An 18076-nucleotide genomic window follows, 5' to 3' on the forward strand; every position below is an offset into this window, starting at 1 on the left:
AGTCCACCTGCGCGACCATAAGCGCGCGGACCGGAAAAAGAGGATGATATGTGGATTTTTTTGGCCTTTTTGGCCGTGCCGCTGATTGAAATCGGTTTGTTCATCAAGGTCGGTGGGATGATCGGCTTGGGGCCGACGCTTGCAATCGTGGTGATCACAGCTGTTCTGGGCACGACGCTTGTGCGTCGCGAAGGCGCGCGCGCGCTTGAGGATTTGCGCCGTTCCCTCAATGAGCTAAGCGACCCTTCGCGGCCCCTGGCGCATGGGGCGATGATTTTGGTTGCAGGTGTGTTACTGCTTACGCCGGGGTTTTTCACCGACGCACTGGGTTTGTTGCTGTTGATCCCCGGTGTGCGCAACTGGGTGATGACGCGGCTGGCCAGCCGGGTGACGGTCGCGCGCTTTGAGATGGGCGGCGGGCCGTTTCCTCCGGGTGGGGCAGATCGCCGGCGTCCGCACGATCCTGATGTCATTGATGCCGAGGAAATCGACGAGATAACCCCACGCACGCCACCGCGCGACGGGCCATCCGGTTGGACTCGGCATTGAGACAAGTTGCCAAGACCCGTTATTGAGAATTGAGACGCGCGCCGAGCAATGCTACACCCGGCGCAAACAAGGTTGGAGATAGAGATGACTGATCAAGCCAATGGCGCTGATACCACTGAACAGCCACAATTGCGGATGAATATTCTCGCGCAATTTGTGCGCGATCTTTCGTTCGAGAACAACGTCGCTCTCAAAGGGCTGCAAGCGGCTGATATCCAGCCCGAAATGCAGGTTCAGGTGAGCCTTGACGCCAAGAAACGCGCGCAAGACGACCAGTATGAAGTGATCTCGAAATTCAAAGTCACCGCGACGAACCAGACCGACAATTCGACCCTCTATCTGCTCGAAGTCGATTACGGCGGAATTTTCCACATCGAGGGCGTGCCCGAAGACCAGTTGCACCCCTTCCTGCTGATTGAATGCCCGCGCCAGTTGTTCCCCTTCGTGCGCCGGATCGTTTCGGACGTGACGCGCGATGGTGGCTTCCCGCCCTTCAACCTTGAGGTCGTGGATTTCGTAGCGCTGTATCGCGCCGAACTGGCACGTCGCCAGCAATCGGAATCGGGCGAGCAAGCGACCCTGTCCTGATCGTTCTGCCCGCTTGACAGCCCCGAGGCGCGGCATGCTGCCTCAGGGACAAGCTGACACCGTGACTTTGAACGCCGCCATACTCATCCTATGGCGGCGTTCTGCGTTTGCAGCGCGCGTTCGCATGGGGCGCGATCACGATGACACGGATTCAAGCCTGGGTCGGCGACACGCTGATGCCGGTTGACAAGAATGAAGCGCATGCGCGGGGACTTCGCCACAGGGCCGTCTCTATTTTTGTCATGGATGGCGACCAGTTGCTGATCCAGAAGCGCGCGGCGGGCAAAGACCATTCGGTGGGGAAATGGTCAAACACCTGTTGTTCGCACCCTGATTGGGATGAGCGCCCCGAGCATTGCGCCGTTCGCCGCCTGCGCGAAGAACTGGGGATCACCGGGCTGTATCCGGCCCATGCGGATCGTGTGGAATATCGCGCCGACGTGGAGGACGGGTTTATCGAACATGAGGTGGTAGAGGTATATCTCGCCCATTTCCGTCCCGGATTGCAGATCACCCCCGATCCCCACGAGGTCAGTGCGACGCGTTGGGTGGGGCTTTATGATTTGGCCGCCGAGGTCCGCCGCCATCCCGAGCGTTTTTCAAAATGGCTGCGGATCTATCTCGCCGAGCATATGGACCGCATTTTTTCGACTCTAATCTGCTAGACCTGACATTGCCTTGGTAGATTTCCGCCTATTACGTTCACAATGGTCGCGGAACTTCGCGCATCCTCTGGCGTTTAACTCTAATACTTGCGACCTTGCCCCGGCAGATAGGGGCGCGATATGGGACCGGGACAAATCAAGCAATTTACACTCAGCCTCGCGATAAGCGCGTTGGCGGCAATGCCGGCGGCGGCATATGATCTGAGCTTCACAACCCCGGGCGCTTCAAGCAGCTTGCGCGATACGATCACGGGCGCGTCCTTGCTGCAGCAATCGGTCGGCGACAAAAGCAAAGATGCGCAGGATATCTTTTCCGCGGCGCGCGCTGATTACAATCGCATCGTCACGACGCTGTTTTCACAAGGCTACTATTCGGGGGTCGTGTCGATCAAACTTGATGGGCGTGAGGCGGCGTCGATTTCGCCCTTGGATGCCCCCAAGGCCGTCCGAAATGTTGTCGTCTCCGTCATGCCGGGCCCGAATTTTCGATTCTCCAAGGCGATAGTCGCACCGCTCGCGCCAGACACAAAGCTGCCCGAGGGGTTCGCCGTCGGTCAGCCTGCAAAATCAGGCTTGGTCGTCGAGGCGGCGACGGCTGGGGTAGACGGTTGGCGCGAGGATGGCCATGCCAAGGCGCAGGTCTCCGGTCAGTCGATCGTTGCCAATCACCGCACAAATACGCTCGCGGCTGACGTTCGGCTTGCCCCGGGGCCCTTGGTGCATTTTGGTGCGCTGGACGTGTCGGGCAATAAACGCCTGCGGACCAAGCGTCTGCGCCAGATTGCGGGCTTTCCCACGGGCAAGGTCTATGACCCTAAGGAACTGGACAAGGTACAGACGCGGCTGCGGCGCACCGGCATTTTCAGCTCTGTCGCCGTGACCGAGGCGAAAACCCTCAACCCCGATGACAGCATGGATGTCAGCCTTGCCGTGGTCGAGCAGAAGCCACGTAAGATCGGCGCGGGGGCCGAGTTGAACAGTGATGAAGGGATCGGGCTGACTGCCTATTGGCTGCATCGCAATCTGTTTGGTGGCGGTGAGCGGTTTCGCCTCGATGGTGCGATCAGCGGGATCGGCGGCGCAACGGGAGGCACCGATTATTCGCTGGGCACGCGGATCGAACGCCCGGCAACCTTCGGCCCCGACACCTCGGCCTATTTCGAGACCGAGATCAGCCAAGTTAACGAAGTAGATTACGATGAGAACGCCTTTGACATTGGCTTCGGTGCCAGCCGCATCTTCAGCGATAAACTGACGGTCGACACGGCGATCAAATATGGCTGGTCGAAAGTGACCGATAGCTCTGGCGAGACCTTCTTTCGCCAGATCTATTTCCCGACCACTGCGATCTATGACAATCGCAACAATGATCTCGATCCGACCAAGGGATATTACATCAAGACCGGATTGACACCGTTCGTCGGCCTTGGAGGAGAGACCGGGACGGGTGCGCAGCTAAGCACAGACCTGCGCGGCTATAAGGGCTTTGGCGCGCGGGACCGGTTCGTCTTGGCGGGACGGCTGCAACTTGGGCGCGTATTCGGATCAAGCCTTGGAGAAACGCCGCGCGACTATCTGTTTTATTCCGGCGGTGGTGGAAGCGTGCGCGGCCAACCCTACCAATCGCTTGGCGTCACGGTTCTGGATGGCGGCACTCTGACAACCGGTGGCACTGAATTTGTCGGCGTTTCGGGTGAGGCACGCATCGGTGTGACCCAGTCTATCGGTATCGTGGCATTTTATGACTACGGCTATATCGCGGGCGGTGGCCAAAGCGGTTCGCAGGCGGGCGCGGGGCTGGGTCTGCGCTATAAAACAGCGGTGGGCCCGATCCGCCTTGATGTTGGCTTCCCGGTCAGCGGCGGCACGGGCAGCGGCGCACAGGTCTATATCGGGATTGGGCAGGCATTTTGATGAAACGGGTTCTTCTATCGCTTGCGCTGGTGATTTGGCCTTTGGGTGGCTTTGCCCAAGACAGCACGCCTGCAGATCAAGGCGCCGGGGCGGCGACCGAGGCACAGACGCAGCGTGATCGCTCTTATCTTACCGGGCTGATCGAGGATTCGCTTTCGGGTGCCGGGCGGTCGGTGCGCCTTGATGGCTTCGCGGGTGCTTTGAGTTCGCGTGCAACCTTTACCTCGCTGACGATTTCGGATGATCAGGGGGCGTGGCTGACGATCAAGGACGGGGCGATTCAATGGAACCGCACCGCGCTTTTGACCGGTAAAATCGAGATAGATGAGCTTTCCGCCAATGAAATAGACTTGCCGCGCTTGCCCGGCACCTCTGCGACCGGCACGCCTGCGCCCTCGCCCGAGGCCAAGCCGTTTTCATTGCCCGACCTGCCTGTCGCACTGAAGATCGGCAAGATCGACGCGAAAAAGGTGATCATTGGCCAGACGGTCATCGGCGAAGCCGCAACGGTGAAAATCACCGGCTCAATGTCGCTGGCCGGAGGCGAGGGCAAGGCCAAGCTCGATATCGATCGAATTGATGGGCAGAAGGGAAAGTTCTCACTAACGGGGGCCTATGACAACGGTTCACGCGAGTTGGGTCTGGATCTGTTGGTCGATGAGGGCAAGGGGGGCATCATTTCCAAGATGATCGGCCTTCCGGGACGCCCTGCGATTACGTTGGCCGTATCGGGCAGCGGACCGATCGACAAATTTTCCGCCGATGTCGTTCTCAGCACCGATGGCCAGCAGCGACTCGCGGGCAAGGTCTCGGTTAGCAAAGCCGTGCCCGAGGGCGCGGTGCAAGGGGTAGCGCCGGAAACCGGATTCTCGGCGGAGTTCTCGGGCGATGTCTCGCCGCTATTGCCACCGGAATATCGTGATTTCTTTGGCAAAAACGTCTCATTCGTAGCGCAGGGGGCGCGCACCGCTACGGGGCAAACGAATCTGAGTGCGCTGGATATCAAATCGCGTGCGCTCAATCTGCAAGGCTCGGCGGTTGTTGGCGCCAGCGGTCTGCCGCACAAGTTTGACCTGACCGGGCAGTTGGGTCTGGGTGAAGGCCAAGAGGTGCTGCTGCCGATCTCGGGGGTCAAAACTTGGGTGCAATCGGGCAATATCAAACTTGCCTATGATAAGGCGACGGGCGATGGCTGGTCTCTTTCTGGGCGCTTGAACGCATTGCGCCGCGAAGATGGCACCAAAATGCTCAGCGCAATTCTGTCGGGCTCGGGGCGTATTCGCCAAGGCTCGCCCAGCAGCGTGGGCGGTACTGTGGTGCTAAGTGCGAGCGGGATCGAGCTGGCAGACGAGAAGCTTGCGAAAGCCGTGGGACCATTCGTGTCGGGCAAGGCCGTGTTTTCGTGGCAGCAAGATCAGCCGCTGCGCCTGTCGCAACTTTCGCTGCTGGGTCGGGGCTATCGCGCCGATGCCAACCTGCGGATCGCGGATCTGAACAAGGGCGCTAAAATCAGCGGCACGGCTAAGTTTGATGATGGCGACATTTCGGCACTGTCGGATTTGGCCGGAAGACCGTTGAGCGGGGCGGTGTTAGGCTCGATTTCGGGGAATTACACGGTGCTGACGGGGGCGTTTGACGCCAATCTTGATGTGACGGGGCAGGATGTCACGATCAATCAGCCGCAAGCCGATGCAGCCCTCAAAGGTAGCTCCAAGATTTCGCTGTCCGCCAGCCGGAATGAAAACGGTCTGACAATCAAGGCGTTCAATGCGACCACGCGGGCCGTCGTGGCCTCGGCGCAGGGCACTCTGAGCAGCAAGGATGGCGTTCTGAATGCGCATGTCGAGGCCAAGGATCTGTCGTTGCTGGGCGGTGGCTATCGCGGCGGGCTAAGCGCAGACGCCAAGGTAACGCGCTTGGGTGAGACATTCTCGGCCAAGCTGGATGCCGAGACGCAAAACCTTGCTATTGGTCAGGCCGAAATCGACACTATTCTTGCAGGAAAAACGGCTATCTCGTTGGCGGCTGATTACACTGGCGGCCGGGTGAAGTTGCAGAATCTGAGCGTGAAGAACCCGCAGGTTACGATATCGGCGAATGGTGCGGTGACCGATACGAACCGCCAGATCACGCTGGACGCACGCCTTGCCAATGCGGCTTTGCTGGCACCCGGTTTTCCCGGCCCGCTCAGCCTGAGCGGCACGGTGACGGATGACGGCACCGGTTATCAGGTGAATATTTCGGGCGATGGACCGGGCGGCACCAGCGCGAAAGTTACAGGCCAAGTTGCCTCGGATTTCTCCAATTCTGATCTCACGATCACTGGCTCGGCGCAAACAGCCTTGGCCAATTCGTTTATCGCGCCGCGCTCGGTGCAAGGGCCGCTAAGCTTCGATCTGCGAATGAATGGGAAACCGGGGCTGCCCGCCTTGTCGGGCACGATCACGGCGAATGACACGCGCATTGTTGCGCCCAATCTTGGTATGGTGCTGGAAAAGGTGAATACGCGCGTGCAGCTTTCGGATGGCAAGGCGCAGCTTGGGGTGACGGGTCAGTTGGGATCGGGCGGAACGCTGGCGGTGAACGGCCCGATTGATTTAAGCCCGCCATTCAATGGCAATCTCACGATCCGGCTCGATCGGGCGCGACTGCGCGATCCAGAGCTGTATGACACCTACGCCTCGGGCACGATCACGATGGACGGGCCGCTAAGCGGGGGCGCAAAGATTGCGGGCAAAATCACGCTTGCCGATACCGAGCTGCGCGTGCCCTCATCGGGGATCAGCGGCGCGGCTTCGGTGCCTGACGGGCTGACCCATGTGGGCGAGAATGCGGCGGTGCGCCAAACGCTGATACGTGCCGGTCTTTTGGACGACGGCAAGGATAATGCTGGCGCCAAGACAAGCAGCGCGCGCCCCTACCCAATGGATGTGACGATCGCAGCGAGCCGTGGGATTTTCGTGCGCGGTCGGGGTCTGGATGCCGAGCTGGGCGGCAGTTTGCGCATCACGGGCACCAGCGCCAATGTTGTACCGATCGGGCAGTTCAACCTTGTGCGCGGGCGGCTCGATATTCTGGGGCAGCGCTTCACGCTCAACAAAGGTCAGATTGCGCTGCAAGGGGCGCTGGTGCCTTATATTGATTTCGCAGCAGTCACCACGCAGGGCGATTACACGATTGCCATCGCGATTTCGGGGCAGGCGAATTCACCGGAAGTGTCGTTTTCATCTTCGCCTGATCTGCCCCAAGACGAGGTTCTGTCACGCTTGATCTTTGGTCGGGGCGTCTCAAGCCTGTCAGCAATTCAAGCGGCACAGCTGGCCTCGGCGGTGGCGACATTGGCAGGCAAAGGCGGAGAGGGGATCATCGGTAAGCTGCGCAAAAGCACCGGGCTTGACGATCTTGATATCTCGACCGATGCGTCGGGCAATGCGCAACTGAAGGCCGGGAAGTACCTGTCTCAGAACCTGTATACCGATGTCACTGTGGCCGGTGATGGCACATCCGAAATCAATCTCAACCTGGATGTGAACAAAAACGTCACGGCGCGCGGCACCGTTGGGTCTGATGGCAAAAGCGGGATCGGGATCTATTATGAGCGCAATTACTGATCGCCCTGTCGCGCCTTCGCGCGATGGGCATTCAGTTCCGCATTCAGGGCCGCCCCCAAAAGTACCGACAGGGCGCTTAGATAAAGCCAGAACATCAGCGCGATTACAGCGCCAATAGAGCCATAAACCTTATTATAAGAGCCGAAATTGGCGAGATAATAGGTGAGCGCCAGCGAGCTAATCCCCCAAACGGCCGTTGCTAAAACCGCTCCCAACGTCAAAACCGGATCGCGCTGTCCCTTTGTATTGGGGCCGTAGCGATACAGAATGCCAAGCGCTGTAAGCATCAGCAACAGCATCGCTGCCCATGGCAGACCTGTAAGCAAAATGCTGGTATATTCGTGAAACGGCAGAAAGTTGATCGCGATGGGCACGATCACGATGGTCGCCAGCGCCAGCAGCATTACGCCAACCAATGACACTGTCATCAGGTAGCCCAAGATAAAGCTCCAGATCGTGTTGCGCGGTTTGGTGTCGTGGATCACGTTCAGGCCCAAGACCAAGGCGGCGACGCCAGCGCGCGCCGACAACAGGGTTACCAGAGCCGAAAGAAGCGTGCCAATGCCAATCGAGGGGCGCGGCCCAATCAGCCAGCTTTGGATCTGATCGTTGATCAAGCCATATGCCTCTTCGGGAATAAACTCTCTGGCGACCGCAAGATATTGGTGGATGATCGCAGGATCGGAAAATGCGCTCCAGATGGCGATTGTGGCTGAAATACCGGGAAAGACCGCAAGCATCGCGTAAAATGCCACGCCGGCTGCCACCAAAGTAATATTGGAGTCGATCAGTCTGCCCAGCAGTTTGATCCCGAATTTTGCCAAATCGCGCAATGGGCTCTCCTTTTGGGGCACCATCGCGCAAGCGTCATCCGAGTGCAACTTGCGAAGCCTCGCGCGCTATGCTTGTGTTTCCGCTAACAGGAGGAGACACAGTATGACCTATCATCCCGCCGAAGATCGCTATTCCAAAATGGTCTATCGTCGTTGCGGAAAGTCCGGATTGAAATTGCCCGCCGTGTCGCTGGGGCTGTGGCATAATTTCGGCCATGATACACCCCATCAGGTGAAACGTGCGATCTGTCAGACGGCTTTTGATCACGGCATTACCCATTTCGACTTGGCGAATAATTACGGCCCACCGCCTGGCTCTGCCGAGGAAGCGTTCGGGGAAATCCTGCGCACCGATTTTGCCGGGTTTCGCGATCAGCTGATCATCAGCTCAAAGGCGGGATATGAGATGTGGAACGGTCCCTATGGTGAATGGGGCTCGCGCAAATATCTGATTGCGTCGTGTGATCAGTCGCTCAAGCGGATGGGGCTTGAGTATGTCGACATCTTTTATTCGCACAGATTCGACCCTGATACGCCGCTAGAAGAGACGATGGGCGCACTTGAACATATCTGGCGGTCGGGCCGCGCGCTTTATATCGGGATTTCCAGTTATAATTCGCAGCGCAGCCGGGAAGCCGCCGCGATTTTGCGCGATATGGGGGTGCCGCTGCTGATCCACCAGCCCAGCTACAACATGCTCAACCGGTGGGTGGAACGTGACGGGCTGACGGATACGCTGGACGAATTGGGCGTGGGCTCCATCGCGTTTACGCCGCTGGCGCAAGGATTGCTGACGAAGAAATATCTGGGTGGCATTCCCGAAGGCTCGCGCGCGGCGCAGGAGAAATCGCTAAATAGCAATGTGATCACCCCTGAGATGATCGCCAAGATCAAAGCGCTGGATGAGATCGCGCAATCGCGTGGTCAAAGCTTGGCGCAGATGGCGATTGCCTGGGTGCTGCGCGGGGGGCGGATCACCACGGCGTTGATTGGGGCGTCAAAGCCCTCGCAGGTGATCGATTGCGCTGGTGCAGTGTCTAATTTGGACTTTACCGAGGCCGAACTGGCCGAGATTGACCGCCACGCGCAGGATGAGGCGATCAACCTTTGGGCACGCTCCTCCGAGATGGGCTAGGTAAAACAAAAGCCCCGGCGCAGTGCCGGGGCTTTCATATTCAGACCATGCGGCTTGATCAGGCCGCGAGCGTCTCGGTCGAGGAGAAGAACATCGCCTGAGAAACTGCCGATTGCACCTGCGCCTCTGTGTAAGGCTTGGTGATCAGGAAGGCGGGTTCGGGCCGCTCGCCCGTCAACAGCCGTTCGGGGAAGGCGGTGATGAACACCACCGGCAGATCGGGACCGAATTGGGCGAGAATATCGTTGACCGCATCAATGCCCGACGAGTTATCGGCAAGCTGAATATCGGCGAGGATCAAGTCGGGTTTTTCCCGGGCGGCAAGATCGACGGCCTCGGTCCGAGTGCGCGCGACTCCGGTGATGGAATGCCCCATATCCTCGACGATCGCGCGAATATCCATTGCGATGATCGCTTCGTCTTCGATGATCATGATCTTGCCCGCAACGGAGGATTCCATCTCTCGGATTGCGATATCAATCAATTCCTGAGCTTCCCCGGAATCGACCTGCATGATCGTGCCGATCTCTTCGACGCGGAACCCTTCGATTGAGTGCAGCAGCAGCGCCTCACGCGTGTTCGGCGTCAAAGATGACATGTGATCTTGGGCGCTTGCCGAAAGGCGGCTGTCAGGCTCTCCCAGGGGCGAACCAGCAGACGCCCAAACAAGGTGAAACGCATGGAACAACGCAAGCTTTGGGTCGTTATTCTCGAAAGGCGCCGTATCTTCGAGGATCGCTTCGAGCGTTGCCGCCGCGTAACGGTCGCCACTGTCTTGGCTGCCGGTCAGGGCCCGCGCGTAACGCCGGAGATACGGTAGGTTGGCCCCAATAGTGCCAGCGATGTCTTCGGACATAAAAGCCCCCCTTTTTCATTTTCTGGGAACCAAACGTCCTAGCCCTGCGTTCGGTTCCGTGCAAAGTATGTGGGATCGGAAACCAGAATGTATAGTGACATGGCTGATGAAAAGTCCAAGTCCAGTATCAAAGAACAGATCAATGAAAATCTGAAGCGAGTCTACGAAGAGGCCTTGCAAGAAGAAGTTCCTGATCGGTTCAAAGATCTTCTGGCACAGCTCAAGGCGAAGGAGGGCGGCAAATGAATACGCCCTCCAAAACCGCCAAAGCCAGCGAGAGCCTTGATCCGCGCGAAGAACTGACTGACCACCTTGGCGCATTGCGTGCCTTTGCGTTGTCACTGACGCGAAACGGGGCCTCGGCGGACGATCTGGTGCAGGATACAATTGTCAAAGCGTGGTCGAATATCGAGAAATTCGAGCGCGGCACAAACCTGCGGGCGTGGTTGTTTACCATTTTGCGCAACACGTTTTATTCCGACCGACGCAAGCGTAAACGTGAGGTGGCCGACCCTGATGGGGTGCACGCGGCAGCCTTGTTTGAAAAACCCGCGCATGACGGTCGCCTTGCGATGAATGATTTCGTACGCGCGTTTGATCAGCTCAGCCCCGAACACCGCGAAGTTCTGACCTTGGTCGGGGCGTCGGGCTTTTCTTACGAGGAAGCGGCCGGGATGATGGGTGTCGCTGTCGGCACGGTCAAAAGCCGGGCAAACCGGGCGCGAGCCCGACTGGCTGAGATGCTCGAATTGGAAGAGGGCGAAGATATCATGTCAGGTCCTGACCGGAACTCGCTGGCTGTGATGGGTCGTTCAGGGGTCGCCGCAGCATGACGCCTGAGGCTCCCGAAGGAGCGCCTTCCGAGATCCCGCCAGAGACCGAAGTTTGGCGCGCACGCCCGAAAGGTGTGCGCGCGTTATTCAATGGCTTGGGGGTGCGTTTGGCGCTGATGCTGGCGATCGCGCTCTTCCCGCTTCTGATCATTGCGATCCTGCAATCCTCATCGGTCGCACGCGAGGCGCAGGCCCGGTCCGAAGCCGCCTTGATGGGGGAGACGATGCGCGCTGTGGCGGGTGAGACCCGCGTCATTCAGCATGCCCAAGACTCGGCGCGGTTGCTGTCGCGCAGCGTCGTGGCGCGGGTCAATGACCCAACAGCCTGTTCGGCACTGATGCGCCAAGTTGCGGCGACCTTCCCAAGCTTTTCGCTTGTTGCCTATATTCCCAATTCTGGGCTGATGACTTGCTCCAACACTGGCGAGCAATACGATTTCTCGGGTCACGATATTTTCAAACAGATTTCGGCAGCGACTGACACGACCTTTTTCGTCAATCGCGCGGCACCAGTGTCTGAAACTTCCGTTCTGGGCGTGGCGCACCCGGTCTATGATGAGGCGGGCGATCATATCGGGGTGATCTCAATCTCGATGCCCCACACGGAATTGTCGCTGGCCAAGGACGGCCCCAAGATGAACGATGAACGCCCTTTGGTGATGATGACGTTTGATCATGAAGGCACGATTTTGACCTCGTCAGACGGGCTCAGTAGAACGCAGGGCCATCTGCCAGCGGATCGCTCGCTTAAGCTGCTGTCCGGGGCCGGTGCGGTGACCTTCTCGGGCGTGTCAAATCTTGGTCATGAGCGGGTCTATTCCGTCGTCGAGGTGGTGCCAAATCAGCTTTATGCGCTGGGCAGTTGGCCGGCAGAAAAAATCTCGTCCCTGAGCCCTTTCGCGGATATATCGCCGATCTTGTTCCCGGCTCTGATGTGGGCGGCAAGCCTGCTGGTAGCTTATTTTGCGATGCAAAAATTGGTGATCGGCCACATTCGAAAATTGGTCTATGCGATTTCAAATTTCGCGACGGGCAGCCGGATTGTGGGCAAGCTCAGCCTGTCGGGCGCCCCGTCGGAAATTCGCGATCTCGCCGAAGCCTATGATCGGATGACCGAGACGATCCTGCATGATGAGGCAGAGCTTGAAGATATTGTTCACCACAAAGAGGTGCTGCTGCGCGAAGTGCATCACCGGGTGAAGAACAACCTGCAACTCATCGCCTCGATCATCAATATGCAGATGCGTCAGGCCCGCACGCCTGAGGCTAAGGGTCTGATGAAAAGCCTGCAGGAACGGGTGATCTCACTCGCGACCATTCACCGAGGGCTGTATCAAACCTCGGGATTGACCGACATTCGGGCTCAAGAATTGCTGCCAGACATCGTGCGCCAGATCACGCGCTTGGCGACTGGGCCGGGACGCCGGATCGCTGTGGATTGTCAGATAGATGATATCCATCTGACGCCCGATCAGGCGGTGCCGCTGTCGCTGTTGCTAACCGAGGCGATGACCAATGCGATGAAATACGCGTCTAACGCTAACGGCACGCCCAAGCTCGACATCACGCTGCGCAAGTTTGAGGACATGCGCGCCCGCCTGCGTGTTAGCAACACGGTTGATCCCAACGCTGCACCGTCTGCGACCGTCGATGGTTCCGGGCTTGGCTCGCAATTGGTGAATGCGTTCGTGCAGCAGCTCTCGGGGCAGCTACAAATCGAGGCAGAGGGCGAAATCTACACACTTGTGACGGACTTCGCGCTGCGTCCGCTGGAAGAGAGCGAGTTGCGACATGAAGAAGACTTGAAATCCAAGGCCAGCGAGACAGCTAGTAAGGATGTGAGTTCGTGACCATACGACAGGCGTGTGGTTAGTTTCGATTGAGTTCGACGTAGATGAACGGGTTGCATGGAACGTCTATTAAAAGCCGGAATTCAGGCCGCAAGCAGGACAAAGCTGCTTCTGACCGCGGCAGAGGCGTATCCAGCGCTTGAAGGCGCATTTCTGGATGCCCGGCAGGATATTCATCTCTCGTTTCGCATTTTCGACCTTGAGACCAAACTGCGCTCGATGCGTGGGCGCGAGGTGGGGGCGACGTGGTTTGACTTGCTCGTGCATGTTTTGCGCCGCGGCGTGCCGATCCGAATTGACCTGGCCGATTTTGATCCCTGCGCGCGGCCAGATTTGCATCGCGGCACTTGGCGCACGATGCGGCTATTGGCGGCTGCGCGTGAGTTGGCGGGGCCGCGGGCGCGTCTTGATGCCCGCGCGCTGATGCATCCGGCGCAATCGGGGTTTTTCATGCGCTTGGCGTTCTGGCCAATGGTGATGGGAAAGCTGGCGAAACACGCGCAATGGCTCAACGCGCAGCCCGAGAATTCGCGGGAAACCTTGCTGCGCGACATGCCCGGTCTCGTTGCGTATTTGTCGGGTGACGGCGGGCGAGGCTTTAAGCGGCGCATGTTGTCACTGCCAAAACTCTTTCCCGCGACACATCATCAGAAGATCGCGCTGTTCGATGGAAAATGGCTCTATATTGGCGGTTTAGACCTGAATGACCGCAGATATGATACGCCAGATCATGCCCGTGCCGGGTCGCAGACTTGGCATGATGTTCAGTTGATGGTGACGGGTCCGGTGACCCGCGAGGCGCGCTTGCATCTTGATAATTTCCATGAGGTTGCCGCACGCGAGCAGGACGCCGCGCCGCCTCGTCGTTTACTGCGCACGATTTCGCGCCGCCGTCGCTTTGCGCCTTTTGCAATCGGGCCCAGCCCGCAGCATCGAGAGATCGCCACTGCGCATGAAATGCTGATCGCGCGCGCGCAAAAGCTGATCTATCTTGAAACGCAGTATTTCCGCTCGCTGTCGCTGGCCAAGCACCTGGCCAAGGCGGCCAAAGAGCGCCCCGATCTCAACCTGATCCTGATCGTGCCCGCCGCCCCAGAGAAACTGGCCTTTGGCAAAGGTCTGACCTCGGATGTGCGGTTTGGGGAGTATCTGCAGGCCCGCGCGATTGGTATCGTGCAGCGGGCCTTTGGCACACGCGCTTTCATCGGCAATCCAGCGCAGCCGCGATCTATGCGCTCTTCTACGCTGCAGCAGACTGAAAGCGACCGGCTGAATGGCGCGCCGATGGTGTATCTGCACGCGAAAGTGTCGATTTTCGATGACGATTCCGCGGTCGTGTCTTCGGCGAATCTCAACGGGCGCTCGTTGGCTTGGGATACGGAAGCTGGCATATATCTGCGCCGGAGCGATGGCATCGAGGCAATGCGCAGCCGCATCATGCGCCATTGGCTGCCCGAAGGCGCGGATCCGCGCTGTTTTGAGCTGGACAATGCCGCAGCGTCTTGGGCGAAAATCGCCCAGCAAAACGCCGACCTGCCCCCGGATGAGCGTGGTGGCTTCTTGATGCCCTATGATCGTGCAGCCGCTCAGCGCGTGGGCAGATGGCTGCCTTTCATACCCGACGAGATGGTTTGATCAGCTTTCGACTGCGGGCTTGCGATCTTCAGGCAGACTGTTGGTCAGCACCAGGGCCCACAACAGCAGCGGGATTGCCACCACACCGCCAAGCGGCCCCCACAGCCAAATTCCAAATGTCAGCGACAAGAAGATCAAAAGCGGATTGATCCGCATATGCTTGCCGACCAGCGTGGGTGTTACGAATTGCCCCTCGGTGCTGTTCAGGCCGAGATAGATGAGCGCGGGAAGCAGCACACGCAGCCCGTCAAACGCGGCGATACCTGCGAAAATCAGCGCCACTGCCAGCACTGCCGGGCCAAGGTAGAGAATGTAATTGATCAAGAAGGCAATAACGCCCCAAAGCGCTGCATTGGGCATGCCGATCAATTGCATCGCCGCTGCGACGATCAGGCCAAGGCCTGCATTGATCACCGAAATCGTCAGGAAATAGCGCGACACGCGGTTTTCAGCGGCACGCAAACGCAGCGCCGTATTTCCGCGTTGCGTGGAATCCGCGAGATGTTTGGCGACCCAATCATAAATATCACGCCGTGACAGCTGAAAGAAAAAAAGCGTTCCGATATAGACCAGCGCTTGAGCCAGCAGAGCTGGGGCGAGCATCAGCATATCGGTCGCATTGGGCATCGCAGAGGGGGCGGCGCTATCTTTGCCCGGATTCGACGCGGGCGCGATTGCCTTGGTGACCTCGTCACTGGCGTCCTGAATCCCCTGAAACATCTGGCGCAGATCAAGCACGCTGGAGCGCAGATCATTCCAGACCTTGGGCGCTTGCGCGATCATCTGCGCCGCCAAGGGTTGGATCACCAGCAGCAGCAAAGCCGCCACCATCAGCGAGATAAGAAGCGAGGTAAGCGCCCCCCAGACGGGCGACAGACCTCTAGTTTCCCATGCATCGGAAATAGGCGAGAGGACAATCCCGACGACAAGTGCAAGCACGACGGGGGCGAGAAGGCTCTCCACCTGTTCAAGCGCGCCAACCACAGCGATCACAGCGATCACGATGAGGGAGACGCGCGACAGGGTCTCCAGGCGATTCATGGTGTGTTTTATACTCCTGATTTCGTGTGCAACGCTTGATTAGCGCAGCGGTTCCCGTGATTTGAGCAAATTATTCCGGGAACGATTCAGATTGATATCGCGTTCTTCTCACAAGGAACCTTAGAGAAAGGAGTTCAATATGAATTGGGATGAAATTAAAGGAAACTGGAAGCAAGTCAAAGGCAAAGCCCGCGAGAAATGGGGCGAATTGACTGATGACGAACTGGACCGTGCCGAAGGCAAGCGCGAGCAGCTTGTCGGCCTTGTTCAAGAAAAATACGGCAAGACCAAAGAAGCTGCCGAAAAAGAAGTCGATGATTGGTACTCCAAGTACTAAATCGACACTAAACTAGCTGAAAAGGGCGCTTCGCAGTTGCGAGGCGCCCTTTTTCTTGGTGCTTCCTTTTGGGGTCAGGCCTGCAGTGCAAAGACACGAAAAAGCCGGGCGCAGGGCCCGGCTTTCTCATACGCCTTTGGCTTGGATCAATGCGTGATGCCACGGGCGCGGGCGCGCAAATGCTCACCCACTTCTTTGATCGCTTTGCTCGCCTCATCAGCCAGTTCCTGCGCCAGACGCGCACTCAAGTCCTGACCCGCACTCTTTGCCTGATCAGAGATGTCGCGCGCGGTCTTGCGCGCTTCGTCGGTTGCATTGTCGGCCACCGACCGTGCAGTGCGCTTTACCTCTTTGCCAACGGACGCAGCCAGAGATTTGGCGCGCGCCCTTTCTTCGGCAAAGATCTCTTGCGCCTCATCCAACAGCCGTCGAGTGCGAGGGCCAAAAGCGCGGCGGTTCACCTCGGGCTTGGGCATTGCGTTAACGATTGCCGCGCCAATCGCGATTCCAAGAGCCGCAGTGATCAGCGGATGATCCTTGATCATCTGCTTGCCAGAGCGCCCGGCTTCTGTCGCGCGATCTTGAAGGCGAAGCCGCGCCGAATAGGCCGCCTCACGGGCGCTGACAACGCGATTGCGGGCCTCTTCGCTAAGATCATTCAGCCCAGAATGCAGAGACGCCCTCAGATCCGAGGCAAATTCACTCACCATGCGGGCGCGCTCGCTGGCATAATCAATCGCTTTGTCGGTATTGCTCGCCGCGTCGATTTCAAGCTGTTGGAGGCGCTCGGATGCGGTGTCGCGCAGCTCATCGATCTCATCAAGCCATGCGTCTGAAAGGCCCTCTTGAGCCATAATAGGGTCTTTTTCAGGCTGTGCTGGCTCTGCCGTATCCTCCATGCCCTTGCGCGTGCTCAGAACCAGCCAAGCCAACCCGGCCCCAGCCAAAGCGAAGGCCAATGGATTGGCGCGCACCGTCTCTTCGGCTTTCTTGGCCATCGGGCGGGCGTAGTCATGCACCAATTGCGAAACTTGCTCGGACAAATATTCCGGGGCGATTCGGCCCGTGAGATCAGCCAAGGTTGAGGCCAGGTCCGCGCGGTCATCACGCAGACGGCTTTCGATGTCTTTGATGGTTGCTTTCTCGGTCACTTGAAGCTCTCCTTGATGGTCTGCGCATCCGCAGACAGGTTTTCCTTGATCCGGTGAATCGGGCGCGTGGCGCGGCGTATTTGGGCAATCGCGACCAGCGCCAGAATGATTGCAAAAATGGCGAGAACGGCGCCTGCAATCAGCGTGGCCGGGCCCGTCTCTAGCCCATAATATTCAAGTGCAAAGACCATCGACTGCACCAATGGCCCAATCGCCCCCAGTCCAAGAATCAACGCGATCGCTGCGAAAATCATGCCGTTGCGCACGAGTGAGATGCGATGCACCGCCTCGGCGCGCGCAAGATCAGCCTCAGCTCGAGCAATCTCGCGGGCTTGTTCGACGACATGGGCCAGCATCGCGGAAACACTCCGCTCGGCGTGCTGGCTGTCTTGGTCGGCATCTTTCGGGTTCATCGTCGCTCCTTTGAAGCCAGCGTCACGTTTCGCGTTACGATTCTAGCAAAATAACGCTGCACTGCGCGAACAGTTCCTTGGTGCTGCAGTGTAACAGGTAGGGCCGCTTCAGGGCGCATGAAACATGATCGCTGCAAGAAAGTTCCCCTCAAGACGCAGAATCTTTTCGCGGAACTTGTTGCTCAAGCTCTCGTTATCTCTCCATGAGACGCGAGCAAAAACGCGTCAACGATTGGTAGAAACAAGCTGTAAGGAGATATCCCATGCTAGGTTGGGCCCTAACGTTCCTCGTCGTCGCACTTATTGCCGCAGCACTTGGCTTTGGCGGCATCGCAGGTGCATCTGCCGGGATCGCGCAAATACTCTTCGTGGTGTTCTTGATCCTGTTCGTGGTCGCGCTGGTGGCGCGTGCAGTCAGAGGCAGACCGCCGATGTGATCACACCAGTGCCAGCCTTGAAGGCACATGAAACTTGAAAGGGGTCGTTCTTATCGGGCGGCCCCTTAGTGTTTTTCAGCGACCCAAGTGCCCAAATCAGCCTTCTTAGAGCCTAAAATCGCGTTTCTAGAGCCGCGCATGTGAGAGACCGCCTGATGACAATCCGATTGCGCCGGTTCTACCGCCGCAAGTTATATCGAATGGCATCAGTGAGAACTTTAGGCTGTG

General features: G+C 58.3%; 17 protein-coding genes. 12 read left to right on the forward strand and 5 right to left on the reverse strand.

The window, feature by feature from the left end; all coding sequences use genetic code 11:
* Positions 1–48: 48 nt before the first annotated feature.
* The 5 genes from QZ571_RS01890 (at position 49) to QZ571_RS01910 (ending at position 7327) form a co-directional block, all read left to right on the forward strand.
* Positions 49–549 (forward strand): FxsA family protein, encoded by a 501-nt coding sequence (locus tag QZ571_RS01890; protein ID WP_295530862.1) that lies wholly within the window; start codon positions 49–51, stop codon positions 547–549.
* A gap of 84 nt (positions 550–633) precedes the next feature.
* Positions 634–1137: a protein-export chaperone SecB gene (secB, locus tag QZ571_RS01895; RefSeq protein WP_295530864.1), complete on the forward strand. Its 504-nt coding sequence runs from the start codon at positions 634–636 to the stop codon at positions 1135–1137.
* 140 nt (positions 1138–1277) lie between these two features.
* Positions 1278–1802, forward strand: a complete 525-nt coding sequence (locus tag QZ571_RS01900) for an NUDIX domain-containing protein (RefSeq protein WP_295530868.1) — start codon at positions 1278–1280, stop codon at positions 1800–1802.
* Positions 1803–1922: 120 nt separating this feature from the next.
* Entirely contained in the window at positions 1923–3716 is a 1794-nt protein-coding gene (locus QZ571_RS01905; RefSeq protein ID WP_295530871.1) for an autotransporter assembly complex family protein, read from the forward strand.
* Positions 3716–7327 (forward strand): translocation/assembly module TamB domain-containing protein, encoded by a 3612-nt coding sequence (locus QZ571_RS01910; protein ID WP_295530874.1) that lies wholly within the window; start codon positions 3716–3718, stop codon positions 7325–7327. The genes QZ571_RS01905 and QZ571_RS01910 overlap by 1 nt, the downstream gene beginning before the upstream one ends.
* Here QZ571_RS01910 and QZ571_RS01915 read toward each other — a convergent pair.
* The gene (locus QZ571_RS01915) at positions 7321–8160 is read right to left on the reverse strand and encodes a YihY/virulence factor BrkB family protein (protein WP_295530877.1); all 840 of its coding nucleotides are present in this window, start codon (positions 8158–8160) and stop codon (positions 7321–7323) included. The genes QZ571_RS01910 and QZ571_RS01915 overlap by 7 nt on opposite strands.
* Before the next feature lie 103 nt (positions 8161–8263).
* Here QZ571_RS01915 and mgrA point away from each other — a divergent pair, with 103 nt between their 5' ends.
* Positions 8264–9295, forward strand: coding sequence for an L-glyceraldehyde 3-phosphate reductase (gene mgrA / locus QZ571_RS01920; protein ID WP_295530880.1), 1032 nt, complete (start codon positions 8264–8266; stop codon positions 9293–9295).
* Between the two features lie 58 nt (positions 9296–9353).
* Here the strand turns inward: mgrA and QZ571_RS01925 are convergent, their stop codons facing one another.
* Entirely contained in the window at positions 9354–10151 is a 798-nt protein-coding gene (locus tag QZ571_RS01925) for a response regulator (RefSeq protein WP_295530883.1), read from the reverse strand.
* A gap of 87 nt (positions 10152–10238) precedes the next feature.
* Between QZ571_RS01925 and QZ571_RS01930 the strand changes: the two genes are divergently transcribed.
* The 4 genes from QZ571_RS01930 to QZ571_RS01945 are packed head-to-tail and all read left to right on the forward strand — an operon-like array spanning position 10239 to position 14469.
* The gene (locus QZ571_RS01930) at positions 10239–10397 is read left to right on the forward strand and encodes a NepR family anti-sigma factor (protein WP_295530886.1); all 159 of its coding nucleotides are present in this window, start codon (positions 10239–10241) and stop codon (positions 10395–10397) included.
* Positions 10394–10984, forward strand: a complete 591-nt coding sequence (locus tag QZ571_RS01935; protein ID WP_295530889.1) for an RNA polymerase sigma factor — start codon at positions 10394–10396, stop codon at positions 10982–10984. Before QZ571_RS01930 ends, QZ571_RS01935 begins: the two co-directional genes overlap by 4 nt.
* On the forward strand, positions 10981–12834 hold the full coding sequence (locus QZ571_RS01940) for a sensor histidine kinase (protein WP_295530893.1): 1854 nt from the start codon (positions 10981–10983) through the stop codon (positions 12832–12834). Before QZ571_RS01935 ends, QZ571_RS01940 begins: the two co-directional genes overlap by 4 nt.
* Before the next feature lie 57 nt (positions 12835–12891).
* Complete coding sequence (locus QZ571_RS01945; protein WP_295530896.1) at positions 12892–14469, forward strand: phospholipase D family protein; 1578 nt, start codon at positions 12892–12894, stop codon at positions 14467–14469.
* Here QZ571_RS01945 and QZ571_RS01950 read toward each other — a convergent pair whose 3' ends face one another.
* A complete protein-coding gene (locus QZ571_RS01950) occupies positions 14470–15510 on the reverse strand; it encodes an AI-2E family transporter (RefSeq protein WP_295530899.1) in 1041 nt (346 codons plus the stop codon). It lies immediately after the preceding gene.
* A 139-nt stretch (positions 15511–15649) separates the two neighbouring features.
* Between QZ571_RS01950 and QZ571_RS01955 the strand changes: the two genes are divergently transcribed.
* On the forward strand, positions 15650–15847 hold the full coding sequence (locus QZ571_RS01955; RefSeq protein ID WP_295530902.1) for a CsbD family protein: 198 nt from the start codon (positions 15650–15652) through the stop codon (positions 15845–15847).
* A gap of 146 nt (positions 15848–15993) precedes the next feature.
* On the opposite strand, the gene QZ571_RS01960 is transcribed toward QZ571_RS01955, so the two are convergent.
* On the reverse strand, positions 15994–16998 hold the full coding sequence (locus QZ571_RS01960; protein WP_295530905.1) for a hypothetical protein: 1005 nt from the start codon (positions 16996–16998) through the stop codon (positions 15994–15996).
* Positions 16995–17411, reverse strand: coding sequence for a phage holin family protein (locus tag QZ571_RS01965; protein WP_295530908.1), 417 nt, complete (start codon positions 17409–17411; stop codon positions 16995–16997). Before QZ571_RS01965 ends, QZ571_RS01960 begins: the two co-directional genes overlap by 4 nt.
* Positions 17412–17674: 263 nt before the next feature.
* Here QZ571_RS01965 and QZ571_RS01970 point away from each other — a divergent pair, with 263 nt between their 5' ends.
* The gene (locus QZ571_RS01970) at positions 17675–17848 is read left to right on the forward strand and encodes a DUF1328 domain-containing protein (protein ID WP_295530911.1); all 174 of its coding nucleotides are present in this window, start codon (positions 17675–17677) and stop codon (positions 17846–17848) included.
* The last annotated feature ends 228 nt before the right edge of the window (positions 17849–18076 follow it).

Origin of the sequence: uncultured Thioclava sp., assembly GCF_913064665.1 — a bacterium.
GTDB lineage: Bacteria > Pseudomonadota > Alphaproteobacteria > Rhodobacterales > Rhodobacteraceae > Thioclava > Thioclava arctica.